Here is a 24,732-nt window from a genome sequence, read left to right as displayed (position 1 = left end):
ACGCTAAACGTGCCGATTTTTTTGTCTGTAACTATTAGCCGACAACTAAGGCGAGCTTTCAATAGCATCGATACGCTCTTGAATACCCGGATGCGTGCTTAGCCACTCTAATGGCGTTGCATCACTATTGGCTTTACTTAGTCGCTCAAACATTGTTTTCATTGCCTTGGCGTTACCATAGATAGCGACCATGTGCCGATTCGCATACGTATCGGCTTCTCGCTCATCGTCGCGTGAATAGCCTTGCGTCAATAAAAACACGCCACCACCTAGTAGGTTATCGGCTAGGCCTGTACTTTCGCCAGTGAGCAAGGCAACGGTTGTTGAAATCAACGTAGCCCTAATCAATGATTTAAGAGTGTGTTGATGCGCTAAGTGCCCGATTTCATGTAACAGGATGCTATTCAACTGCTCCGGCGTTTCGGCTAAGTTAACTAACGAGTCCGTGACAATGACGGTGCCATCACTGAGTGCTAACGCATTCGCGGTATCTTCCCACTGCCGAAACAAAAGCCTTGGCTCAACAGGTAGAGTCGGCAATTGCGCGACCAAAGTGTCAAACTGTTGTTGCACACGCACTTGAGTTGACTGGCTCAACTGGGTTGGCGATAGCATATGTTCGTCCAAGGTATCCCGCGTTTTTTGGCCAATTTGACGTGGTACTTCATCAGGAACTAAAGGCACTAGACCACGGCTAAGAGCCGGCAGGCCGTGGCTGAATAGCAGTATGACTAATCCAACCACAACGAGTAAACTGGCTAGAATCGCTAACCAATGTTGCTCCAGCCAATGTACCACTCTTCCCTTCCGAGCCCCTCCTAGTGCATTCGCCAGCGAGAGACTCTCATCGGACGTAAATGTCTGGCCCTCAGGGAAAGTAATTACCATAGGCAAATTACCGAGTGGCACCGACACACTAATGACTGAAAGAGGCCACTCATAGTGGCCATGCATAGTTTCTAGTCGCACGACTTGATCAACCAGCGTCAATTCAGCATCTAGCTTGTCTGCACTATGGGGTGGATGGTAAGTACCTCGCCAACTCATCCAATCCCCACACCTAAATCAAAAGCACTGGCAACTTCATCAGCAATTGCATTGTTCTGCGCCACATCGTCACCCTCAGCTTGAAGCTGCGATAAGTCACCAATCACGTAAGTCACACCGGCGAGATAAGCAGCTGTTCGCACTTGCACCCACGGCTTAGCAATACCGAGAGTAATAACGAGCAAAACAAAGTTAGTTATAATTAAGTTTAATAGACCAAAGACTGTCATTCGAGACGCTAATTGATAGGTAGGACTATCGCCGAATTCAACTTGACCAAATAAGTAGTTGCGAATTTTAGTGCGAATGAATGCATTGATAATGATCATTGTCAGCCCCAAGAGCAAATAGGCACCAATAATAAATACTCGAGCACTCCCAGTACCTTTTTCCGTCCCCTGAGAGACTAAAATAGTGATATCTCCCATCGCGATTAGCGCAATAATCCCCACAATAGCCGAGACACCAAACCAAATTAGCCCCGCTTGGCAATACGTCTTAGCAAACGCTTTCCAACTTACCTCTGCCTGAAAGTGATGATTTCCATAGGTATAGTGGTTGAGGTAATAGCTCGCGACTTTCGACGCAATCCAAGAATAAGCAAAAAAACCAATAAGAATGGACAGTACAATAAGCATCATACCTAAACCAATACGACTTGATTGGAATTGAAGCCCTCCTACAACGAGTAACGCACCGACAATGGCTAAACACAACACAGGCAGCGCCAAAAAGACGACGTAAGCCGAGGATAAGTCGCCAGTAAAGCCAAAGCGAACGTTTCGATAGCTAGTCATTCTTGCGTCAAAGCGCGCATTATTACGAAGCAGCCATGGCATTAATGCAATGCCTGCCGCCAGCAGTCCCATCGATACGAGAGGAAAGAAGTTGCTAGCAATTGTCCAAATGACTACACAGATCACGGCAATAATACGCCCTACCAAAATTTGCTTTGGCAACGCATGATAACCCAATCGATCGCCTGCAATTTCTGTATTACCGTAAAAGTACCGATTTGTTCGAACTTTTGCCCACGCAGAATAAATACCCAATGTCACGATAGACAGCAATATATTTACAATCCATATGCCGAAGAACTCTTTCCCCTGCCCATGAAATTTAACCTGATTTTCCATTCACTTGTCTCTTAATCAATAATAGGTGTTAATTATCGTTACAGCGCCCAAAAAGCCGGCAGAGATTATGGCATAGCACTTAAGGATCTGGTGAATAAAATGAACAAAATACAACCATCATCTCGCTTAGGCTGAGAACAAGCGATAATGTATCGCACCGGCCTATCAACTAAACGATAACGCCGCGATGGCGGATGTCATCCGGCGCGTCTCTGCCGAGCATGGCCTCAGCGCCGATGCAGGGTTTAGCGTCGCTGACCCCACACTGGATAACCTTAGTGGGCAATATACACACCCGCACGCTGCTTATTGGGTGATTGAGGCCGATGGCGTGATCGTTGGCGGTGGCGGCGTTGCCCCTTTACCGGGCGAAAAGCGCGTGTGTGAGTTACAGAAAATGTACTTCCTACCCGCATTGCGCGGAAAAGGAATAGCGAGACGACTTGCCATCAACGCCATGGAAACCGCGCGAGCGTGGGGGTATCAACACTGCTACTTAGAAACCACCGCCAACCTCACCGCGGCCATTGCCTTATATCAATCACTCGGCTTTGTCCCGAGTGGACGAATGGGCAACACTGGTCACGATAGCTGTGAAGTCACGATGATAAAGGCACTTTAATCTCGGTGAGCCACAAAAAAGCCACGATATATCGTGGCTTTTAAAACAGGATGGATGGCCGACTTATTCGTTGTCGTCGCCGTCTTCGTCTTCACCCGACTCAAAGTACGTGCCCCAGCCGTCATAATCGATATCGTGTTTTTCAGCAAGCGTCATTAGCTTTTCTACTTGCTCATCAATACGCTCGGCATTGAGTGCCGTTTCCATCACCGCATCAAAGCAGACGATGGTTCCGCCCTCTTCCAGCTCTAGCTCTTCGGCTTCCGCCACTTCAAAGCCCAGTTTAAACGCCTCAACAGCGGCATCTTCTAACTCAGCAAACGTGGCAGCCGATAGGTGATGCTCAATGGTGTAAAGCGCATCCGGATCGCTTCCATCCGCCAGAAGCTCCTCAATAATCATGCGAGTATCTTCTTGTTGCTCTTGAATCATTTCTGCCAGTGACATGCCGCGACTCCAAATAGTGAATGTGGGGCGCAATATGGCACGGTTAAGCAAAAAATGCCACGTTGATAAAAAGGCAAACTGACCAGAAAGTCGCCAAGTTGATGAATTTTCTGTGACCTTGCTAGTCCGCTGGGATTGTTAGTGAATTGTAACATTGACCTGCTTTCAGAAGGTTGTCATTATTCGACCATCCAAGGAGGACATGAGACACGCCCGTCCCTCGAGCAAGACCTGCACTCCCCGCACCACTGGTGACACACAATGACGTGTGTAAGGCGATGTAGTCTGTCTCATTGCCTGGCCCGTAGAAAGGAAAAAGAGGACCTACCATGAGTGAGTTTTACGTTGGATCAGAAGTTGGGCAACTGAAGCGGGTATTGCTTCATCGCCCTGAACGAGCGTTAAACCACCTGACGCCATCGAACTGCCATGAGCTGTTATTTGATGATGTTCTGGCGGTGGAACGAGCCGGAGAAGAGCATGATGTGTTCGCCCGCACCTTAACCAACGAAGGGGTGCAGGTTTATTTGCTTCATGATTTGCTGGTTGAAACCCTCGCCGTGCCAGAAGCAAAACAATGGCTACTCGACACCCAACTCAACCAATATCGCCTCGGCTACCAATTTGCTAACGACGTGCGCGCCTACATGGCCGATATCGATCACAATGCACTCGCCGACATTTTACTCGGCGGATTAAGCTACATTGATTTGCCCGTGCAATCATCTTCAATGATGCAAGCGATGCACGACAAAACCGATTTCGTGATTGAGCCACTCCCGAACCACTTATTTACCCGAGATACGTCCTGCTGGGTATATGGCGGTGTCTCACTCAACCCGATGGCAAAATCCGCGCGCCAACGTGAAACTAATCACCTGCGCGCCATCTATCGCTGGCATCCCGAATTTGCAGAAAGCCAGTTCATTAATTACCTCGGTGATGAAGTGCGTGATTACGACAACGCCATGATTGAGGGCGGCGATGTATTAGTGATTGGCCGCGGCGCCGTCTTAATTGGCATGTCGGAGCGCACCACGCCTCAAGGGGTTGAACAATTGGCGCGAAGCCTGCTGTTTAGTGGTCAAGCCAAAGAAGTGATTGCGGTACAACTGCCGAAAAACCGCTCGTGTATGCACCTTGATACCGTAATGACCCATATGGATGTGCATACCTTCTCGGTCTACCCCACCGTGATGCGCCCTGATTTGCCATGCTGGCGCTTAACCCGCAAAGGGGAAGACAGCCTAAACGTGGAAGCGCAATCTTGCTACCTCACCGCAATTGAAAAAGCGCTGGATGTCGGCCCTCTCAATATCATTACCACCGGTGGTGATAGCTACGCGGCCGAGCGTGAGCAATGGAACGACGCCAACAACGTGCTAACCGTACGTCCTGGCGTTGTCATTGGCTACGAAGGCAATACGTACACCAATGAAAAATATGATAAAGCGGGTATCAAGGTGTTATCTGTGCCCGGAGATCAGCTCGGACGAGGCCGAGGCGGCGCGCGCTGCATGAGCTGCCCGCTGGAACGCGACGGTATCTAACTGCCTGTTAGCCGCTGCCTTGCCAGCGGCTTTTAAATTGTTTAATTACAAAGAGTTAAACTGAAAAAATATAAAGATTGCACAGACTTTAAACTCACTATATACTCCTGCCGCTTTTTGACACGGATCACACTATAAGCTGTCGCAGCAACCCAATGGATGGGACCCTAACCTAACCATTGAGAAAAAGAAGCAAACAATGAAAACCATTCCCTATGTTGCCTTGATTGCCGCGCTATATGTGACACCCACTTTTGCCAATTCACTCTACCTTGGCGCTGAACTCGGGCATATTCGCTATGGCAGCGAAACAAGCGGTCCTGTCACCGAACAATTGGCCGATGATATCGACGATGGCGCTATGGCGACGCTGAAAGTCGGTAGCTATTTTGGTCCTAACCTACGCGTTTATGGTTTTTTACAGCGCAATGGCGAAAGCGAAGTGTCTTACCGTGAGTTATCTGCGACAGGCTCGCAATTCACGTTAAGCCGCGACGGTTACCAATACGGTGTGGGCAGTGATTACCTGTTCCATTTAACACCCGCAAGCTACATCAGCGTAGGCGGCCGTGTGGGCTACTACTACAACACACTTGATGTAAGTGCACGTGCCAGCGGACAAACGCTCACCTCCCAAATAGACACTGACGGTATTGCCGCCGGCCTTAGCACATCGATTGGTCATCACTTTACCGACCACATTAGTCTTGAGCTTGGCTACCGCTACGAAAAACTCGAAAAAGACGACAATGTCTTGCTAGGCCAACGCATTACCTTTGAAGACACCCATCAAGCCTTTTTGGGCTTGAATTACACCTTCTAAGATTTTGTCTGACGTCACGGTGGCCGATTGTCTCGGTCACCGCTTACAGTTTTACCGTCTGCCGTCATGTTTACGTTCAGCGTGCCTTCTCATTTCTGACTTTTATTTTTTGCCAGATTTATCACCTAATAATTATCAAATCACTCAATAATTCAGCGCGTTATTCTCAACGTTTCGATTTTGATGTTTAAACAAAACCCCTACTTTTATCATTCCTTTTTTGTATTGAGTGTTTACTCCACTGCCAAAAATTACTAATTTCGCATTAGAGTTTCATGTTTTTTGTGAACTATGTTCACAGCCCTTTTTATTAGAGATAGCGTGTTTGAAGACAAGCATCGCAAGATACAAAGCGTTAGCCTCGCTAACGTCAGTTGGAACACAACAAAAAGGAAATGCGATGAATAAAAAAACACTGATTTCGCTGCTATTTGCCGGTCTTACTCAAGTTCTTGCTCCTGCTTTTGCCGGCAGTGCAGACAACACCGTGGTTGAGATCAAGCGCGATACCGCCAAACAACTGAGCCAACAGTACGAGCTGATTGCGCCGACCTTGCACCGTAGCATTAACAGCTACAGCTTAAGCGCGTCGCTCTCATCACTCACCGAGCCCCAAACGCGTAGCGCGCGTAGTAAACGCAGCATTGACTCGCAGCTATACAGCGCCGACCGTGCATTGCGTGAAGCGCAAGGCGTCGAAGAAGTGGCCGACCAATTGCTCGAAGTTCGCTTGGCCGACCCAAGCATGCTCGCACGCTGGCAAGCGGGTCAATCGCCGCTATTCGCCTTTGAACCTGCTGGCGATGAGCAAACATGGACGCAAATTGAAGCATTTGATATTGAAGGCAATACCCATTGGCTCGACGTCTACCAAATGCCAGACCGTCCTGTCTTAGTGGTCGACACCAATGGCAAAGCCTCACTGAAAGCTGGCCTAGAAGTGATGCGCCGCACCCTCGCAGAGCAAAACCCTGCACCGCGTGTCCGTCGCAGCGCCCCGATGATGGCAGCAGAGCCACAACCCATTCACACCACGGTGCTGAAAACGATTCGTCTTGAAGATGACAAAGAACCTTGGATCTCTGGTGCGGCGGAAGTGTATGCCATTGTGACCGGTGTGAACCCAAGCCGTGACGAGCCAACGCTCGACATTGTGGATATGCCTTATTTGGATTACGACAAAACCACTTATCATCCTAATCAGGTAATGATCCACTGGGAGCGTTATCGTTGGGGCGCCGCGGATGTTATCTTGATGGAACAAGACGACGGCACCAACTACAAAGAGCTGGCGCTGAAACTCAACGAAATTGCTAGCGATATCATTGCAGCAATCCCCGATCTTGAAGTGCAAGCTTATGGCGTGATCACCAAAATCACCGGTAAGATCATCGAAGCCATCCCCGACGGCTGGCTCACCAACGATGATGACTTTGTGGACGTGTATTACACCCTCCTCAAAGACCGCACCTACCAAGATCACGTCGGTGCTGGCGGCAACGCCACCGCTACGTGGGAGCCTCTGGTTATCGAGCCAACTAAATAATCCAGGCTTGGTTTCATTGAGCTAGATAGACAAAACGCAGCCTCAGGGCTGCGTTTTTTGTAGTAATAACAAGCATGGTAGTTGATAGTGCTCGTTCACATACTCCGACGTAGGAACCGGAGAACAATGGATAAATTCTTCTTCCGTAGACTAAATCTGACTTTTCTCTTCAAATGAAGCTAGGTTTGCACCTTTCATTTTAAAAAGAAGAATGAAGAAAGAGAGCGAACTCACGGCAGAAAGAAGTAGCATTGCACTTGTATATGAAGCCATAAAGCCCTTAGTGACAATCTGAGTAGCAACGCTTTCAGCTATATTTAGCTGCTCCTCTATTACCTTAATTAATTGACTAATGTCACCATCAGAAACCGCAGATACCATTGAGCTCTCTGATTTAGGCGCAAGATTGCTAAGAAACTCTTTGTTGAAAAGAGCAACACCTGCGGCAAGGCCTATAGACGCCCCTGTGTTCTGTATTGTGCCTAAGTTCCCAATCGCAGCTCCCGTATAACTTTGCGGAACAGATGTGACTGCCGCTGTCATCGAAGGGCTTAAGACACATCCCCACCCTACTCCCATACATAGGAACGCAACCAGAATAAATAGCATTGTCTCATTAGCGACAAACTGAGCTTGCAACATTGCCGATAACGCTAACAGAGCAAGTCCCGACATAATAACTGGCTTACATCCCAACCTATCCACTGCCTTACCTACAAAAGGAGAGATAATTGCTACACCGGCTGTAGTAGGTAATAACATAAAGCCAATATCTAATGCAGAGAAATTCTTAATACTATCCAAGTACAAGGGCATCAAAAAGAATGCGAGACTGTAAAACCCACCTAAAGTAAAAGCTGCAATAGCTGAAGATGAAAACTGTGAATTACGCATTACTTTAAAATTGACTATAGGATCATACGCTTTTTTTTCAACATAAATAAAATACGCAATAGATAGACCAATAGTAGCCAACAACATAAGCGACAAAGAGGACACCCAACCCCATAGCTCGCCTTGTGTGAATAAAATAGACACACATCCTAGAATAAACGTCACCAATACTGATCCTGGAAGATCTAGACTCCCCTTATTCTCCTTGCTCTCCGATTTTGGAATTGAGGATAAACAGGCCAGCACTGAAATCAAAATGATCGGAACATTGATATAAAAAATCCATCTCCATCCCATAAAACTCACAAGAAGACCACCAAGAAATGGTCCTAGAGCTAAGCCTAAACCATTTATACCAAACAATACCCCCAATGCTCTACCTTGCTTCTCTGCTGGGAATATATGGGAGATAATCGCCCCTGAATTGGTAAACAATATCGCACACGCAATACCCTGTATAAGTCTAGCTCCAATTAGAAATTCAACACTTGGAGACATTGCAGCCATAACCGATGACAAACCAAATATGATCACTCCCGAGTAGAATACTCTCTCATGGTTATATATGTCACCCAAGCGCCCCATCATTACCATCATAGATGAGAGAGCAATAACAAAAATATTCATAACCCATTGCAATACAGATAGTGATGAAGAGAACTCACTTTGTATATCAGGTAGAGCCGTATTAACAATGGTGAAATCCACACACCCTAAAAAGCTAGCTAAACCTACTCCTAGAAGAGCTAGGTTTGGTTTTTCACTTAACATAATCAGTCATCCAACAATAAAAATTATCACTTATGGTCACCATGCCAATAAGTAAAAAATAGGTACAACATTAGAGATTAATTAAAAATTACAAAGATCTAGCTCAATCACTATTATTAAACAACAAACTCGGGGCTTGCTTATGTAAGCCAAGCTCAATCCCCCTGATCATTAACTCATTACTAGATTGACATCCCAACTTATCTTTTATGAAGGAAATGTGAGAATCAAAAGTCTTTATTGATATATTGAGAGCATTGGAGATGAACTTCCTTTTGTATCCGTTCAGAAACAAGAATAATACTTCTTTTTCTTTTGAGGTTAGCTTCTTCAATGAGACACCACAACTTATATTCTTAGTTATCCCAATTGACTGCTTAAGTATTGAATCCCCATTAGAAAAATCAAATATCATTGCATTCGCTACTATGCCTGACACATTCCCTTCCTTATCTAAAATTCCCTTTTTCCTAACATAGAGATTAAACCTTTTCCCAGATACATCTATGATAGGCTCAAAAAGATCATAGCTTTCTCCTAGAAGGGTATTTTGATCATGAGAACGATATACATGGAAAAAAATTTTCCAAGGCATGTCTTCATCTGATTTTCCAACCAAATCACTAACATTGGAGTGGCCTGATAGTTTTAGAAACGCTTGGTTACATGCTACAAACCTATAGTTTTTATCCTTTATAAAGAGGAGACCATTGGGAAAATTAATCAATGGCTTATTTATAAAATCTTCAATGACTTCCATATCTTAAACTTAGTATTGTTTGGCGAGTGAAGATAGTACAGCAGTAGATGAGACATGAGAATAGGGATAACCCCTAAGCAGATGTAATCGGTGAATAACGTTTTAATATATCAATATATGTGCAATGACATCGATCAGTTAGAGCAATGAGTAAAGTTGATGGTGCCATCACTCTCATCATAGATGAAATATAGCAGCCACCTACTCTTTGGCGTTCAAGCAAAAGGCACAAAAAAAGGCTAGTAAACACTACGCTTACTAACCTTCTAGAATCTGGTGGCCCCTCCCAGACTTGAACTGGGGACCAATCGATTATGAGACGCTTTTTGGGTGTTTTTGCATGAATCGCAGTGAACAAAGAAGAACAATTTAACCCAATAATATCATGTATTTATATCGTTTTCTTTGTTTTTACTTGTTCATCAAAATTCATGGAAGTATGATTGATTTGCTACATATATGCTACACAGAAATCGATGGGTAGACACCAAGGACGCAAAGCATCATGCCTCTTAAAAAGAAGATCACCGCGAGCAGTATCAAACAGTTTTCGGTTGAGGATAAACGCATCAACGATACCGAGATTCATGGCTTTCATGCTCGTATCTCAGCAACGGGGCGCATTGTTTACTATCTCTACTACCGACATGATGGCAAACAGATTAACTTCAAGCTCGGAACGGCGTACGACCTAACCCCAGCTCAAGCGCGTGACCTTGCTAAACAAAAAGCAGGTGACGTTGCCAAAGGGAACAACGTGCATGATGAAAGGAAGCAAGCACGCCAAGAAAGCCAACGCCGCAAACACCTCAAACTCCCCGTTTACCTAGACGAGCGATACCTCCCCTACTTACAAACCCGTAACCCGAAAACGGCCCAGCGTATTGTGAACCACATAAAAAGCCGCTTTGCGTTTTTGATGGATAAAGAGCTCGACCAAATTACCGCATGGGAAGTTGAGAAATGGCGAAGTGAGCAACGGAAAAAGGGTAAAGCCGCATCGACAATTAATCACAGTGTGAACTCACTTAAAGGCGCATTATCTCGCGCTGTTGAATGGGGATTAATCGAATCACACGAACTGACCAAAGTGAAAGCCATCAAGGCCGACAATACCCGCCTACGCTATCTCACCGACATGGAAGAGAAGCGATTACGGCATGCTATCAAGCATCGAGACCAAGATATTCGCCTAGCTCGCCGTTCGGCCAATGAGCATCGGGCTATACGTAATTACTCGTTGTATCCATGCTTAGATGATGTCACGTTCGTGGATTATGTAGAGCCTCTTATCCTGCTAGCTATCAACACAGGGCTACGCCGAGGCGAACTACTCAGCCTTGAATGGCGTGATATCTATTTTTCTGAACGCTATCTTCAAGTGCGCGGCGGGAATGCAAAATCAAAAGAAGGCCGCATAGTACCACTCAACAATGAAGCCTATGACACACTGGCAAGCTGGCGAGAGCAAAATCCCGAGGCCACCTACCTCTTTGAGGGCAAAAACGGCCAACCGCTTACCGACGTTAAAAAGCCGTGGGGAACCGTATTAGGGCTTGCAAATATTGAAGGCTTTAACTTCCACGACCTCCGACACCATTTTGCCAGTAAGCTAGTGATGGCAGGCGTCGATCTCAATACCGTTCGGGAGCTACTAGGCCACGCCGACCTAAAAATGACGCTAAGATATGCCCACCTAGCACCAGAGCATAAGGCAGCGGCTGTTAGTTTGATTGGGAAAAGGTAAACAACTAGGTATGCATTTTCTATCAATCACTTATGTGAGCCTCCTAAAAAGTAATTTAGGGATAAGAGGATGATGGCCTCCGCAAAAAACACCTTTAAATTGGCTCGCATTTTCCTTTTGTACAATAATGCGGTTGTGTGTTTAGGGCATTAATGTCTCATTGATTCTAGTGATGATTTGAGTAGAATGTGCACAACTCAGAGTGAGGCTGGAAAAATGATAGAAGAAATAGCTAACAAAAGACATTTAAAATCAAACTCTTACAAGAAAAAAGAGACCAAAGAAAATACCCAGCAACCCAACGTTGTTAATCTACATTCTTACTCGGCTAAGAAAGCAGATGATCTAGCACTTGCTCGAATCCTATCACGAGCCAACAAGCAGACTTGGTAGCTCGTCACATACATCTCGTTTTCCATACATTATTATGCTCTCCATTGCTTATAAAGCTATCAAGGGAGAGCATAATAGATGGCAAGTCCTCAGAGAAAAACCACTCCTAGTGGTTCCTTGAACCAAAATAGTTCCCATAATTCAGAAAACAAAGACCCAATAGAATTAATCGAAGAACGTCAAGCTAATGATTTAATTATTGGATTTTGCGGTGCTGTTGGTTCTGGCATAAAGTCATTACGTTTAGCACTAGAAGAATCTTTAAAAGATCATGGCTACACGTGTGTTCACATACTTATTAGTGATCTTATACTGCAACTAAGTGAAGAAAAAAAGCCTTCAGATCCGAAGGAGAGATATATAAAGCTACAAGATTTAGGTGATAAATTACGTGAAAAATATAGACAGACTATTTTAGTTGAAGCTGCAGTTCAAGAAATATCAAAATATAGAGAAAAAGAAAAAAGTGAAGAAAACATTAAATCAGAAGAAAAGGTTAACTCAAAAACAGCATTTTTAATTGATCAACTTAAAAACCCAGCAGAAGTAGAGCTTCTTAGGCTTGTTTACCAAAACAACTTTTATTTTATAGGTTCGTTGAGAGAGCTCAGTCAAAGGAAAAGAAACCTCAGAGATGAAGGTATAAAACCAGAAGATATAGACAATATAATTCATAGAGATAGGAAGTCTAATGAAGGCTATGGACAACATTCTGCAAAAACAATTTTAGATGCTGACTTTTTTATCAGGAATAATCATAGTCATAAAAGTGATCTAAAAAATAAAGCAGAAAGATTTATCGGATTAATTCACGGAAAGAATGGCCTAAGCCCCACAATAGAAGAAAAAGGTATGTTTTCTGCTTTTTCTTCATCCCTCCAGTCTAGTTGCTTATCTAGACAAGTAGGCGCCTCGATATTAGATGAGGACGGTACTGTATTAGCAACAGGTCGAAATGATGTACCAAAAGCAGGAGGTGGCCTATATTTATTTGAAGATAAAGAAAACGACTTTAGGTGTATTCACAAAGGAGGGAAATGTTACAACGATTATCACAAGAATAAAAACTTTAACAAACTAAGAGATATCCTTTCTAACTCCGTTATAGAGCTAATAGATGAATTAAAGATTAATTTAATCAACACGATTACTAATGAAACAGATTTAGAAAAAGAAAAAATAACCCCATTAATAGAATCATTTATTGAAAATAAGCAAAAAACTAATCTCACATGGATTGAAGATACTGTTAATAAATTCAATAAGACACCTATTGGATCTTTAATTGAATACTCCCGAGCCATTCATGCAGAGATGGATGCAATTATATCTCTGGCAAGACACGGTAATGAGTCGACCTCTGGAAAGATCCTTTTCTCGACCACTTACCCATGCCACAACTGCGCACGCCATATTGTTGCTGCAGGGATAACGAAAGTGATTTACATTGAGCCTTATGAAAAAAGTCTTGCTCTTGACCTTCACGATGATGCAATAACAGAACAAGAGCAGTCTGGTAAGGTCATATTTCAACTTTTTGAGGGTGTTGCACCAAGAAGATACCAAAGATTCTTCATGAACGGTGGGGCTCGTAAAAAAAACGGGGAAGCCAGACGGTATACAAAAGATAAAATATCACATATAGATATTCAGTTCTTAGACAGTTATCGAGATTATGAGGATAGAGTAGTGAGACAGCATCAAGAGATACTCGTCAATAAAGAAGGCAATGATTCATAAGGTTATTTGATATAAAACACTTCCCGACAGCAATTATAAAAATGAGGTTGTCGGGTAACATTTCAATTTCCTATCGTTGGAAATAGTAAATCTATCTAATCCTTAAATACTATAGAGGCATTAAGGATGCAAAACCGTCGCTTTTACCGCCTAGATGAAATCCACGATGTCACCCCTATCACCAAAGGCGACCTATTGGCCGCTGTCGAGGAAGGGCTGCTTTCCCTGTGCGCATGGGTAGATGAAAAATCGATGGGGGCGATGCTTGCGGCCGAAGAGGGCCATAGGCCTACTCTGGCAAACCTGTTCGCCTACAAGGGCGTACTAGGCCTAACACAAGACCAGTCAATAGCCTGTATTCATTCAAAAACCGCTCCTATTCGTCACGCCCTGATACTGGAACCTGACCGCGTTAGCCACTGGCGGGAGGTCAAAAACGATTTCCCAGACGCCGAGAACGGCCCATTTACTCGGGTATCCTCCCTGCCCCAGAGGCCTATGGCCCCCTTTATGGCCTATGGGGCCATAGGCACCAAGGCGACCTATGGGCAAGAAGCGAGGCAACTGGCCCAAGCAGGCCCAGAGGAATGGAGTCGTCAGGGATTTTCAGGCCTATGGGACGCCCTAGCCAAAACAGGTAGGGCGTTAGAGGCCAAGCCATTGGCGATAGATGCTGACCAATTGCGGTTTGATTTGCAGGCCGTCAATACCGCCTTAGACCTACGCCCAGAGGGCGAAACAGGCCGAAGCATTTCCGCCCCTGATACCGGAAATATTGAAACCCACCCCATCAAAATCATGATTCGAAAAGTATTGGCAGGGGATCGCGACGCTAAAGCCCTAAAGGTTTGGCATGCCATCAAGCGAGACCATCAAAACGACGCTCACCAGATTGATGAAGACGGCCTCATTACGGGCATCAACCATGACGAAATCGAGTGGTTTGGCCGTGGGGATCATATCAATCGCATCACTTACAAAACCTTCAAAAACTACGTCTCTGATATCCGTAAAAGCCTTTAGATAAAAACTGTCCCAGCCATTATCCCAGCTAGCGTCCCAAGCTAGTTGGGACGCTTACGGTATCTCCCAACGAACACACGGAGATATCGTTATGCACACTGAACACATTCATAAACGCGCATACACAGAACAAGAAACCGCTGCTTACATCGGTATGAGCCGTTCTTTCCTACGTCAATCACGCATGGAAGGCCATCGACTCAACCGCACCGAAGCGCCACCATTTATCAAAATTGGCCGCGCGGTACGTTACCTCAAAGAAGATTTGGATAACTGGTTAGATCAGCACCGCAAACAGGCGCACCTCAGCTATGGAGAGCGTGAGCATGCCTAAGCTGAATAAACATCAACAATCGGTTATCCGTACGATGCAAGCAGGGCATTGGTTTGAGCTATGTGCTGATTATCGCGTCAATCAGGCCGGATACATTGGCTCAACAGGGTTTGATATGAAATTAAACCCACGCACTGTCTTTAAGCTCTATCGAGAAAAGCTCATCACGTACCGAACCACCTACCCCTACGGTATCAAGTGGTATGTTTTTGAGCTCACACCAGCAGGGAGGGCATTAGATGTTAGCCATTCCTGAAACTGAATTTTCTCAAATTGACTGGGATGATAAGGCGTTCGTGAAAGAGCGCCTTTGTCGCTTGCCGGATAAAGCGCAAAAAATCCTGTKCAAGCACTATCGCGCTATTTCTAACAAGCAAGCGCGAAACACCTACCTACGCGAGCTCACCGACAGCCTGATGAGCAAGCTCACCGTGTCGCCCGAAAAGTTAAACCTCAATATTTCAGAAGACGCCTTGCGAGAAGAGGCGGAAAACCTTGTTGATTCCGCACTGGCGATTAGGCGTGAATTAATGGGGGACGAACAGCAAACAATCGCTACCCTACACGCCCTATGTGCCAGCCTTGGCGTGCTGCCTCCCGATGAGGAGAAATACACCCTAGAGGGTCGGCTACGTCGTATGTCCGATAAATCATGGTGGCTGCGCAAACTTCGAAAAGCCCAGCGCAAGAACATTGAAACCGTGATGCGACACCTCAATGAGGTAAACCGTCGCAAATCTATCTACTGCTCCGAAGAAACCCTAAGCGCCCGCGCTTCTCAAAAGTTTCACCAAGAGCAATACCTTGCGAACACGACAGTTACCAATCAACTAGGGCAAAGCTTTAGCCTGCTGGAATTATCGAAAAAGGGAGTCGCTGATCCGAAAATTCGCAAAACCGAGCTCATGGTGAGGGCGCGAGGTTTTGAAGATCTAGCCAATGAGCTCGGCCATGTGGCGACCTTCCTCACCATTACGTGCCCGTCTAAATATCACCGCAGCTATGCGACAACGGGCGATGAAAACCCTAAATGGGGAGGCTATACGCCTGCTGAGGCTCAAGATTACCTCAACGACATTTGGAAACTTATGCGTGCCAAGCTACAGCGCGAGGAAGTGCGATTCTATGGCTTTCGCGTTGTGGAGCCACAGCACGACGGTACACCCCATTGGCATTTGCTGTTGTTCGTCGAACCTGCGCATTACGACACCCTCATCACTACCATGAGAGATTACGCTTTACGGGAAGATGGCGACGAAATAGGCGCTGAGCAGCACCGCTTTACGGAAGTGAAGATTGACCCTAACAAGGGCTCAGCGACGGGGTATATCGCGAAATACATCTCAAAAAACATCGACGGTGATCATCTTGATGCAGGTATCTACGGTGAAGACCCGAAATGTGCAGCGGCGCGCGTCGATGCATGGGCGGCGTGCTGGAGCATTCGCCAATTTCAACAGCTGGGAGGGTGTTCGGTGACGGTTTGGCGTGAATTACGCCGCTTAAAGGCAATGATGGCAGAAAGTCAGCTAGTGCAGGATATTCACGGCGCAGCCGACAAAGGCAACTGGAAAAGCTTTACAGATCTGATGGGGGGCGTATTCTGCAAGCGCACAGAGCAGGCTATAGCCCCTCATTATGAGCTGGCTTTTGATAGTGATACAGGCGTGGTGAAAACGTCTATGTATAGCGAAGACGAGCTTTTAAAGGTGCTTAAAGGCATCTCAGCAGGCGGAAAGGCCATCATCACCCGAACCAACGAATGGCATCTGTCATGAAGACAGATGCGCTTTTACTTGGAGTTCTGTGAATAACTGTATTTTATCGGAAATTTGATATGATCAACGCCGAACAAACTCCAACGCCTTGCACTGGCGAAGATGAAATGGGGAAGCTTTTAGATATATGCTGGCAAAGCTGAGCCCGAAAAGGCGCAGAGCGTGGATTACCTTAGCAGGACTAGTTACTCAAGCTTCTTAAGCGTTTCTTTGGATGTACGCACGAAGATGAGTCCTTGCCGTTGATTCCGGCTTAAGGCCTCTCAATTCAGTGTCTCTGGTGGTGCCATCTGGCAGATAAACCGTAAGTACATCATCAAAGATTGAATACTCTGCTGTGTGGACGACACCTTCGTGTTCTATCGATATTTCTTCGTTCATTTCTTACTCTACTATTCTTCTTGAAAAAATTGCCAGTTTTTTAGGGACTTGACCATACCAAACGCTCCATATCGATGAATATTGTGCTGTCTTTTTACTCGTTTTATAGGCTGGCATACTGACCTCCTCAGGTCGTCGATGCGTGTCCAGTAAAACGGATCAAGTCCACTGTCCCTCTTGAAGCGTTTGTTATGCTTACATTTTCAAATATTCTATACGATTGTGTAATTCTCGAACCAAAGACCAAAACTCAATAAAATGTGGAGGGATAAAAAATATATCATTCAACTCGATCAGCTCTTTACCTGTTATCCGAAGATAATGTGCACTATTTATTTTAGCCAGACAATCAAGTATGTCTTTATCGATTGCAAAATAGTAYGGTTTCAGCTCTCCGAGATACTCTATTACTGGAATTACTGTGTAGATAACAAGCAAATCTTTATAGGTCTTAGGTTCGTATTTACAGTTTGGATATTGAATAATTCCATTTGAACGATCTATGCTTACGTCTAGCGCAGAGCCTCGTTCTAGCCAACGACTAACCGTATCAATATCTGCATTAGCAGCAATATAACCTTTAGCTACTTTTTCATTAAAAATGCATGTTTCGACAGCATATTCAACTTGATCTACAAGTTCTTTCAATTTTGGATAAATAACTCTATTAATTCTTTTTTGGTTACGATTTTCTGATAATTTCGTAGTAAGAAAGAAAAACACAAAGCTCGAAAACAAAGAGAAAATAAAAGATCCAAAAAGGCTATTACCTATGGAGCTTGTTCCCAACATATAACCAAACCCAATGCAGGTGACGACTAATGCTATGAAAACTACGCCACTAGGATAATCAAAATTTTTCATCAAACCTCAATTAATGTATGCATAACGCCGTTGTCTAGCGAATCCCCTCATAAATATCAGTTGAAACAATGAGGTAGACACGCATCGCTCCCTCTGATCTAATGAATTTCGCCAAAAACACACTTGGCACAGGCAGATTCAATAGCGATGCTAACGATGCGTAATGACCAAATCCTACTACAAACACTGTCAAAGAAGTGCACCAAAATTCACAAAAAACGGCTGATTCCCCTCAACAAGTTTGGGCGTATGCTTGAGACGCAAACCTCAGTTAAACATGCGATTAAACGTATAGGCCGCCTATTAGGCAATACGCTGTTGCATCAAGAGAAAAATCTCATTTATCGCTGGCATGCGCATCTGATTACGCGCGCCAACTCTTTTCCCGTCATCTGGTTGATTGGTCGGATGTACGTGAGCAATGCGCTATGTGACACTGTGTACTTTCACTAGCTCCTACGTAAGAACGATCATTAGCGGTGATGTCTACGATGCAATGTGATCCTGTTTTTAAAGCAACGTATACTCGATAGTCGCCGCCGAAAATCCGAAAAAGTCACCATTATTGCCTGTGTACGTAAAATGATAGTGATCTTAAATTCGATGCTCAGAGACGGCGTGATGTGGGATAAAAATCTCGCTAAAATTTAGGATTGACGACATACTCGTTTGTTAGCCATACTTATGCACGCTTCATTTTGCTTGCTAATTTGTTGTTAATTTGAATTTTTTTGTCAAGTTGGTTTCGAGTAAGCTTGCGCTTTCGCATAACGTCTAAGTAAAAGCTTTTTTCCCAATCATTAATCCAACCTTTGTCGTAAGCATGAGATATTGCCTCTGCATTTAACGATTTCTCATCGTCTTTTCTAACTCGCTTTATTGCTTGGAAAATTTTATCTGATGGTAAACCAATGAACTTTTTAACACAGCAGTTTCCAACAGTCGCATAGTTAGAATTTAACTTGTTCTTAAGGTTACAAATTTCAATGATAGGGAAATGCCCACACAAACAACGCTCTGGCTCGTCTGCTTCGTATATTTCGTACAGAGTCCATTCAGATTTAGCTACATCCCAAAGCTGCGATTGAGACAGCTTAATTATTTCTTCTGTTAATTTATATTCCGACATACTTACCTCGTATGGCTAACGCCCTGTTAAGGTGTGAGCAACGCAATACCGAAGCTACCGCATACCACCTTAAACACTAAAGGCAACGCATAGTAAAAATGCCACGCGTTGCGAATCACTCTTAAACAGTTTGTTAGCAGCCAGTTTATGCATCTGGTTCTCTGTACTCGATAGACTCTGCGTCAAAATCTGTAACTGATTTAGTTTCAACACCCATTTTATAGACAGGATGTCCTTTGAACGTATAGAAAGGGTTTGTATCTTTACAATAACGAATCTCGTCAAAATCACTTTCATTTAAAAATACATTGACTGTTGACCCTCCAACTCGACGAATCGCCACGATCTTACTAGCTGGATACATCTTATATACCTTACCGTATATTTCTTGATATGCACCCAAGTAAGTTTCATTAGAAAGGTCAACTAAATAGTTTTTTGTTTCTCTATCAAATGCGACTACAGTCTCTTGACCTTTAACAGGTGAGCCAATTGATATATGGCTAACACCTCCGCTTGTACCAATACGGTTAACAATTGTTGAAACTTCTTTAAAAATGGAACTAATGAATATGCGTTTGTTAGGGTCATTTTCATTTTTTAGCCGTTGGATTACATCACCTACGTAATAACCAATAACTCCCGATATAACCCAATCTGCTACTTTTAACATAGCTTGTTGAGTATGTGGATCAGCCAGTATTGGAATGAGGGAGAATCCATCGGAGGCTCTTTTTCGCTGACCAATTTGAAGAGCTAAATGTTGTCTCTCTTCACTTGAAGGGAATGCTCCTTTTACCAAACGGTCTTCCTGAGCTAAATACGCTTTATTTATAATCCTTTGAAAGGCAATTAAAGACTCGCCAAGATCATATATACTGACTCCACGTTTATCTAGATCATCACCAATAAAACGAATGGTAAAGAGCCCATTTTCATATTTTTCTCTTTCTTGCATTTGATACCCTTATACATAACTACCAGTATGGCTGCTAACGCCAAGTTAAGGTGTGAACAACGCTAACCACCTACCTAAAGCATTGTGCCATAAACACTAAACTTGCTTGAAGTGAGAGCGATTAGCGTTGTGAATCACCCTTAAATTTTATTGTTAGTTGTGAAACTTACCACCTGCCGAGATCTACAACCTTAATCTAGGTAGTCTGGTGTATGTAAGTTTGTACCGCAGACTTTGCACTTGTAATCACCTGAATGCTCACCTTCCATTAACGCATTCGCTATTGCTGCAAATAAGCCAGAAAAGAAACCCTTAACTTCTTTTCCCGTGGCTTCATTAGATTTAGAGAAGCTTTCATACTTATGAAGCGTCACCTTTTTGCAATTACAACAGAACGCTTTGGTCTCTTCAGCGCCGTATATTTGAACCAACTTGATTATCTCCAACAACCTAATTTTTCACCTAGCAACTAACATTGTATTAGCGCGCATACTCGATTTCCCAAAATCGTTATCCGCACAATTTTCTACCTAACCGACTGATCCCACGTGGATTTTTACTCTTTAATCGATACTGTTCTTCCGCGAAAGTGTGCATGCCGCCTATCACTACTCAGGTATTCACACTATCCCCAAGCGTGAATCTGTAAACGCATGACGAATTGGCTCTTTTTGTCATCCATTCTGGGATAGTGTGCATCTGTCACGGATAAACGCGCACGCTTTTGGCTCTATCTAGCAGATAAGCTGGTCAAACATCCAGTAGTTAGCCATGCTACCGCCGATCAGTTGTCGGCACCTAACACGCCATCGTATTGGCAAATTTGTAGATGAGTGTATCAAGCCGTGTGTGGGTTTTCGTGCGCTGTTATCCAAAATGTTAGATGGCACATGTTTTGTGATATGGGTACAAAAGCGGTCTATTCGAAAGCTGTGCTCAAGCCAGCTATCACTAATATCGAACCTGAAAATGGGTATGGCAGGTGGGGAGTGCGAATCAAAAGGACGTTTAAGAGCGATTAATTTGCTACATATATGCTACACAGCAAAATAAAAAGCAAAAGGCCTGAGTGGTTACTAACCTCTCAGGCCTTTCTATAACTGGTGGCCCCTCCCAGACTTGAACTGGGGACCAATCGATTATGAGTCGACTGCTCTAACCACTGAGCTAAGGGGCCGAGTGGGTTGGGATTATAGGGGATGCCCGACAGGGTGTCTAGCTGTAAGGGGGGTGAATTCAGTATGCTTTTTGAGCACTTAGCGCGGTAAAGCCAAAACAAGCGCCGCCAATGTGGCGGCACTCACGCTTTGCTTAGGTTGTCTTCGCCTTACTGCATCGCAGGGTCTTGGCTGGTGTCGTCGGCTGGCCAAGTGTTCTCTTCTTCAGCAGGCCAAGTGCTGTTATCTTCTTCTGGCATCGGCTGGGTATCACAGTCGGTGCCTCCGTCTGGGCAGGTCACGGCAGGCTGTCCATTTGCTGGCTGCATTGGCTCATCGTTTGCCATAGCAGGACCGGCTAAACCAACCATCATCATCAATGCGCTTAGGGTGAGTGCTTTGTTGTGTGCTTTCATCACTTTCTCCTTCGTTTTTGTCGTTGCCCTTGAGGACAAAATCAGTATCTCGCGATGCCAGCGGTGTTCTGTCATTGAGGTGCTATGGGTTGGTAAAAGGCGCGCGGAGTTTGTCGCTGGTTTTTTAGGCGTGTCAGCTGTCGTTTAAAAAGCCCCTCCCCGGTCAGAAAAACATCAGAATGATAGATTTTTGGTCAACATGTTGCGCTTGCGTGGGGCAATAGGCTTGCATCCCATCGTCTCTCCCCTTACTATCCATAAGAATAATTAAACATTTTTATTGGTTTTATATTCATAAATAAGCCATAAACAGGGATAGATATGAAAAGCAACCTCTACCAACACTCACTGCTCACTCTGTTAGATCTGTCCCCGTCGCAGATCCAAGATTTGGTGGACGACGCTGCGATGTTAAAAGCGGCGAAGGCCAATGGCGAAGAAGTTGCCCGTCTAAAGGGCAAGAATATTGCGTTGATTTTTGAGAAAACCTCCACGCGCACGCGGTGTGCCTTTGAGGTTGCTGCGTTTGATCAAGGTGCACAAGTGACCTATCTTGGCCCAAGTGGTACGCAAATTGGCCATAAGGAAACCATCAAAGATACCGCGCGCGTGCTGGGAAGAATGTACGATGGCATTCAGTATCGCGGTTTTGGGCAAGATGTGGTGGAAACCTTGGCAGCATACGCGGGCGTGCCGGTTTGGAATGGACTAACGGATACCTTTCACCCCACTCAAGTCCTTGCTGATCTGCTCACCATGCAAGAGCACAGTGACAAGCCGCTTAATCAAATCGCCTTTGCCTATTTGGGGGATGCGCGCAATAACATGGGCAATTCCTTGCTGGTAGGCGCCGCTAAAATGGGAATGGATGTACGCCTGATTGGACCCAAGGCTTATTGGCCCGAAGAGAGTTTGGTTGCGCGTTGCCAAGATATTGCCGCCAGCACTGGCGCGTCGATCACCTTAAGTGAAGATACTGCCGCGGTGGAAGGCTGTGATTTTGTGTATACAGATATTTGGGTATCGATGGGCGAGCCCGAGTCGGCATGGGCACAACGCGTGGCCGCGCTTACGCCTTATCAAGTCACCCCAGCGTTGATGCAAGCGACACAAAACCCTCAGGTGAAATTTATGCACTGCCTGCCCGCGTTCCATAATGATGAAACTCAAGTGGGCAAGCAAGTGGCTGAACAATATGGATTAAATGGCCTTGAAGTGACTGAAGAGGTGTTTGAATCTGCGCAGTCGATCGTCTTTGATCAAGCAGAGAATCGCATGCATACCATCAAGGCTGTGATGGTCGCCACACTCGTAAAAGCACAGGCGTAAACGATTGCACTTTTGCTTGCACCCCACAAAAAGGCGCGTATAATTCGGCCAGATTTCATTACACGGCCAGTCGATATGTTTGTTATTCCACCCACAAACAGCGCGCTATCCGCCCCTCAGGGGGACAGCACCCGCATTGGTCGTGATCGTAAAAACCTCCGTTTCGGAGGTTTTTTTTTGCCTGTAGCACACTGCAAAGAAAGGGACTCGCGTTATGGCCAATACCCTGTATAACAAACACATTATTTCCATTCCCGAGCTCAGCCGCAACGAGCTGGAGTTAATCGTTGCCACGGCGGGCGAACTCAAGGCACGCCCTAACCCGACGCTGCTAAAAAACAAGGTGATTGCCAGTTGCTTCTTTGAAGCCTCGACCCGCACACGCTTGTCGTTTGAAACGGCCATTCAGCGCTTAGGCGGCTCGGTGATTGGCTTTCCTGATGGCGGCAATACCTCATCAGGTAAAAAGGGTGAAACCTTGGCTGACTCGGTACGGGTGATTTCATCGTATGTGGATGGCTTTGTGATGCGCCACCCCAAAGAAGGCGCGGCCCGTTTGGCCTCAGAGTTTTCGGAAGGTGTACCTGTGGTGAATGGCGGCGACGGTGCGAACCAGCACCCGACCCAAACCTTGCTGGATTTATTCTCCATTTATGAAACCCAAGGCCGTCTGGATAACCTCAACATTGCTATGGTCGGCGATCTGAAGTATGGCCGTACCGTGCACTCCCTCACTCAAGCCTTATCTAAGTTTGAAGGGAACCGTTTCTTTTATATCGCCCCCGATGCGCTCGCCATGCCAGAGTATTTGCTCGATGAGCTCACCGCGGCGGGCCACCCTTACAGCCTGCATAGCAGCATTGAAGAAGTGGTGCCTGAGTTGGATGTGCTGTACATGACCCGTGTGCAAAAAGAGCGCTTCGATGAGTCGGAATACGCCCATATCAAAGCTGCGTTTATCTTAAACGCCGCGATGTTGCGTGATGCGAAACCCAATATGAAAGTGATGCACCCACTGCCACGGGTGGATGAAATTACCGTGGATGTCGATAAAACCCAGCATGCGTATTACTTTGAGCAAGCCGAAAATGGGGTCTACGCGCGCGAAGCACTATTGGCCTTGGTGTTAAATGAACAAGTGGAAGGAGTCGCCTAATGAACACTGATAGCAAACTACAAGTAGAAGCGATTCGTAACGGCACTGTGATTGACCATATTCCAGCGCACATTGGCTTTAAGATCCTCAACCTCTTTCAGATGCATGGCAGTGAAGAGCGGATCACCATTGGCTTGAACTTGCCCTCTTCCGCGCTCGGCAGCAAGGATTTGATCAAAATTGAAAACGTGGTGATCAGCGAAGATCAAGCCAGCCAGCTGGCACTTTATGCGCCACAAGCGACAGTGAATCAAATCGAAGAGTATCAAGTGGTCGCTAAGCTGCCGCTGACATTACCCGAGGTGATTCAAGGCGTGTTCCGCTGTCCGAACAGTAACTGTATCACGCACGGTGAACCTGCAGTGGTCAGTAGCTTTCGAGTGTTAACCGAGCAGCAAGATGTCAAACTGCGCTGCAAATACTGTGAAAAGGTTTTCTCTCGCGAGATCATGACCGAAAATCACTAAACACTCGTTATCCGTGCCGACTAGCCCTTGTGTTCTTATCAAGGGCAACAAAAAAGCCAGCATTAAGCTTAATGCATGTGAATTAAGCTGAGTTGCGTCTTTTAGAAGGCCTAGTCGCATAGCGATTGGGCCTTTTCTTTACTGCTCTTGGGTATGTCCTCTCTCGCCTCTCTGGAAGTACAAAGCTCTCTGCCATGTCGAGGATATATCGGAGCACTTCTGGGTACCTTCCAGGTGCGACAGCCGGGAGCACCTGCAACTGAC

At 45.3% G+C, this 24,732-nt stretch carries 23 protein-coding genes, 1 tRNA gene and 2 pseudogenes; 14 read left to right on the top strand and 12 right to left on the bottom strand.

The genetic code is table 11. The features are described from left to right. Positions 1–45: 45 nt before the first annotated feature. Both BZJ19_RS05830 and BZJ19_RS05825 read right to left on the bottom strand, forming a co-directional pair. Positions 46–1,047, bottom strand: a complete 1,002-nt coding sequence (locus tag BZJ19_RS05830; RefSeq protein WP_077674939.1) for a M48 family metallopeptidase — start codon at positions 1,045–1,047, stop codon at positions 46–48. Continuing rightward, the gene (locus BZJ19_RS05825; RefSeq protein WP_077674938.1) at positions 1,044–2,183 is read right to left on the bottom strand and encodes a YjgN family protein; all 1,140 of its coding nucleotides are present in this window, start codon (positions 2,181–2,183) and stop codon (positions 1,044–1,046) included. Before BZJ19_RS05825 ends, BZJ19_RS05830 begins: the two co-directional genes overlap by 4 nt. Positions 2,184–2,370: 187 nt before the next feature. Between BZJ19_RS05825 and BZJ19_RS05820 the strand changes: the two genes are divergently transcribed. Next, complete coding sequence (locus BZJ19_RS05820) at positions 2,371–2,805, top strand: GNAT family N-acetyltransferase (RefSeq protein WP_077674937.1); 435 nt, start codon at positions 2,371–2,373, stop codon at positions 2,803–2,805. Positions 2,806–2,868: 63 nt separating this feature from the next. Here BZJ19_RS05820 and rraB read toward each other — a convergent pair whose 3' ends face one another. After that, entirely contained in the window at positions 2,869–3,252 is a 384-nt protein-coding gene (gene rraB / locus BZJ19_RS05815) for a ribonuclease E inhibitor RraB (RefSeq protein WP_077455376.1), read from the bottom strand. Positions 3,253–3,581: 329 nt separating this feature from the next. Between rraB and arcA the strand changes: the two genes are divergently transcribed. From arcA to BZJ19_RS05800, 3 genes are all read left to right on the top strand, one after another. Beyond that, a complete protein-coding gene (gene arcA / locus BZJ19_RS05810; protein WP_077674936.1) occupies positions 3,582–4,802 on the top strand; it encodes an arginine deiminase in 1,221 nt (406 codons plus the stop codon). Positions 4,803–5,001: 199 nt separating this feature from the next. Next, positions 5,002–5,625 (top strand): outer membrane protein, encoded by a 624-nt coding sequence (locus tag BZJ19_RS05805; RefSeq protein WP_077674935.1) that lies wholly within the window; start codon positions 5,002–5,004, stop codon positions 5,623–5,625. Positions 5,626–6,025: 400 nt separating this feature from the next. Next, a complete protein-coding gene (locus tag BZJ19_RS05800) occupies positions 6,026–7,171 on the top strand; it encodes a DUF3103 family protein (RefSeq protein WP_077674934.1) in 1,146 nt (381 codons plus the stop codon). A gap of 150 nt (positions 7,172–7,321) precedes the next feature. On the opposite strand, the gene BZJ19_RS05795 is transcribed toward BZJ19_RS05800, so the two are convergent. Both BZJ19_RS05795 and BZJ19_RS05790 read right to left on the bottom strand, forming a co-directional pair. Further along, a complete protein-coding gene (locus BZJ19_RS05795; RefSeq protein WP_077674933.1) occupies positions 7,322–8,836 on the bottom strand; it encodes an MFS transporter in 1,515 nt (504 codons plus the stop codon). A 103-nt stretch (positions 8,837–8,939) separates the two neighbouring features. After that, positions 8,940–9,596: a LuxR C-terminal-related transcriptional regulator gene (locus tag BZJ19_RS05790; protein ID WP_077674932.1), complete on the bottom strand. Its 657-nt coding sequence runs from the start codon at positions 9,594–9,596 to the stop codon at positions 8,940–8,942. Positions 9,597–10,101: 505 nt separating this feature from the next. Between BZJ19_RS05790 and BZJ19_RS05785 the strand changes: the two genes are divergently transcribed. The 6 genes from BZJ19_RS05785 to BZJ19_RS05760 all read left to right on the top strand — a co-directional run bounded on the left by BZJ19_RS05785 (position 10,102) and on the right by BZJ19_RS05760 (position 16,611). Next, entirely contained in the window at positions 10,102–11,343 is a 1,242-nt protein-coding gene (locus tag BZJ19_RS05785; RefSeq protein ID WP_077674931.1) for a site-specific integrase, read from the top strand. A gap of 471 nt (positions 11,344–11,814) precedes the next feature. Next, on the top strand, positions 11,815–13,476 hold the full coding sequence (locus BZJ19_RS05780; RefSeq protein ID WP_077674930.1) for an anti-phage dCTP deaminase: 1,662 nt from the start codon (positions 11,815–11,817) through the stop codon (positions 13,474–13,476). A gap of 126 nt (positions 13,477–13,602) precedes the next feature. Beyond that, positions 13,603–14,499 (top strand): hypothetical protein, encoded by an 897-nt coding sequence (locus BZJ19_RS05775; RefSeq protein WP_077674929.1) that lies wholly within the window; start codon positions 13,603–13,605, stop codon positions 14,497–14,499. A 91-nt stretch (positions 14,500–14,590) separates the two neighbouring features. Next, positions 14,591–14,833: a helix-turn-helix transcriptional regulator gene (locus BZJ19_RS05770; RefSeq protein WP_077674928.1), complete on the top strand. Its 243-nt coding sequence runs from the start codon at positions 14,591–14,593 to the stop codon at positions 14,831–14,833. Then, positions 14,826–15,089: a hypothetical protein gene (locus BZJ19_RS05765; protein ID WP_077674927.1), complete on the top strand. Its 264-nt coding sequence runs from the start codon at positions 14,826–14,828 to the stop codon at positions 15,087–15,089. Before BZJ19_RS05770 ends, BZJ19_RS05765 begins: the two co-directional genes overlap by 8 nt. Then, entirely contained in the window at positions 15,073–16,611 is a 1,539-nt protein-coding gene (locus tag BZJ19_RS05760; RefSeq protein WP_077674926.1) for a replication endonuclease, read from the top strand. Before BZJ19_RS05765 ends, BZJ19_RS05760 begins: the two co-directional genes overlap by 17 nt. 576 nt (positions 16,612–17,187) lie before the next feature. Here the strand turns inward: BZJ19_RS05760 and BZJ19_RS05755 are convergent. After that, positions 17,188–17,856 (bottom strand): hypothetical protein, encoded by a 669-nt coding sequence (locus BZJ19_RS05755; RefSeq protein ID WP_077674925.1) that lies wholly within the window; start codon positions 17,854–17,856, stop codon positions 17,188–17,190. A 473-nt stretch (positions 17,857–18,329) separates the two neighbouring features. On the opposite strand from BZJ19_RS05755, the pseudogene BZJ19_RS05745 reads away from it, so the two are divergent. Then, positions 18,330–18,507 (top strand): annotated as a pseudogene (locus BZJ19_RS05745) (IS110 family transposase); the annotation flags it as partial. Positions 18,508–18,538: 31 nt separating this feature from the next. Here BZJ19_RS05745 and BZJ19_RS05740 read toward each other — a convergent pair. The 5 genes from BZJ19_RS05740 to BZJ19_RS05715 form a co-directional block, all read right to left on the bottom strand. Continuing rightward, positions 18,539–18,985 (bottom strand): hypothetical protein, encoded by a 447-nt coding sequence (locus tag BZJ19_RS05740; RefSeq protein ID WP_077674923.1) that lies wholly within the window; start codon positions 18,983–18,985, stop codon positions 18,539–18,541. 145 nt (positions 18,986–19,130) lie between these two features. Then, positions 19,131–19,943: a hypothetical protein gene (locus BZJ19_RS05730; protein WP_021453195.1), complete on the bottom strand. Its 813-nt coding sequence runs from the start codon at positions 19,941–19,943 to the stop codon at positions 19,131–19,133. A 191-nt stretch (positions 19,944–20,134) separates the two neighbouring features. Beyond that, positions 20,135–20,374: a hypothetical protein gene (locus tag BZJ19_RS17250; RefSeq protein WP_077675068.1), complete on the bottom strand. Its 240-nt coding sequence runs from the start codon at positions 20,372–20,374 to the stop codon at positions 20,135–20,137. Between the two features lie 670 nt (positions 20,375–21,044). Beyond that, positions 21,045–21,120 (bottom strand) — tRNA-Ile (locus BZJ19_RS05720). A gap of 150 nt (positions 21,121–21,270) precedes the next feature. Beyond that, positions 21,271–21,516, bottom strand: a complete 246-nt coding sequence (locus tag BZJ19_RS05715; RefSeq protein WP_077481436.1) for a hypothetical protein — start codon at positions 21,514–21,516, stop codon at positions 21,271–21,273. Positions 21,517–21,837: 321 nt separating this feature from the next. On the opposite strand from BZJ19_RS05715, the gene argF reads away from it, so the two are divergent. From argF to pyrI, 3 genes are all read left to right on the top strand, one after another. Continuing rightward, the gene (gene argF / locus BZJ19_RS05710) at positions 21,838–22,845 is read left to right on the top strand and encodes an ornithine carbamoyltransferase (protein WP_077674921.1); all 1,008 of its coding nucleotides are present in this window, start codon (positions 21,838–21,840) and stop codon (positions 22,843–22,845) included. 214 nt (positions 22,846–23,059) lie between these two features. Further along, positions 23,060–24,001 (top strand): aspartate carbamoyltransferase, encoded by a 942-nt coding sequence (gene pyrB, locus BZJ19_RS05705; RefSeq protein WP_077479445.1) that lies wholly within the window; start codon positions 23,060–23,062, stop codon positions 23,999–24,001. Beyond that, the gene (pyrI, locus tag BZJ19_RS05700) at positions 24,001–24,468 is read left to right on the top strand and encodes an aspartate carbamoyltransferase regulatory subunit (RefSeq protein ID WP_069589977.1); all 468 of its coding nucleotides are present in this window, start codon (positions 24,001–24,003) and stop codon (positions 24,466–24,468) included. The genes pyrB and pyrI overlap by 1 nt, the downstream gene beginning before the upstream one ends. 82 nt (positions 24,469–24,550) lie before the next feature. Here the strand turns inward: pyrI and BZJ19_RS05695 are convergent. Next, positions 24,551–24,732, bottom strand: a pseudogene (locus BZJ19_RS05695) (IS4 family transposase); the annotation flags it as partial.

This window comes from Salinivibrio proteolyticus, from assembly GCF_001996165.1.
GTDB classification, from domain to species: Bacteria; Pseudomonadota; Gammaproteobacteria; order Enterobacterales; family Vibrionaceae; genus Salinivibrio; species Salinivibrio proteolyticus.
This window is presented reverse-complemented; position numbering and strand designations above follow the sequence as displayed.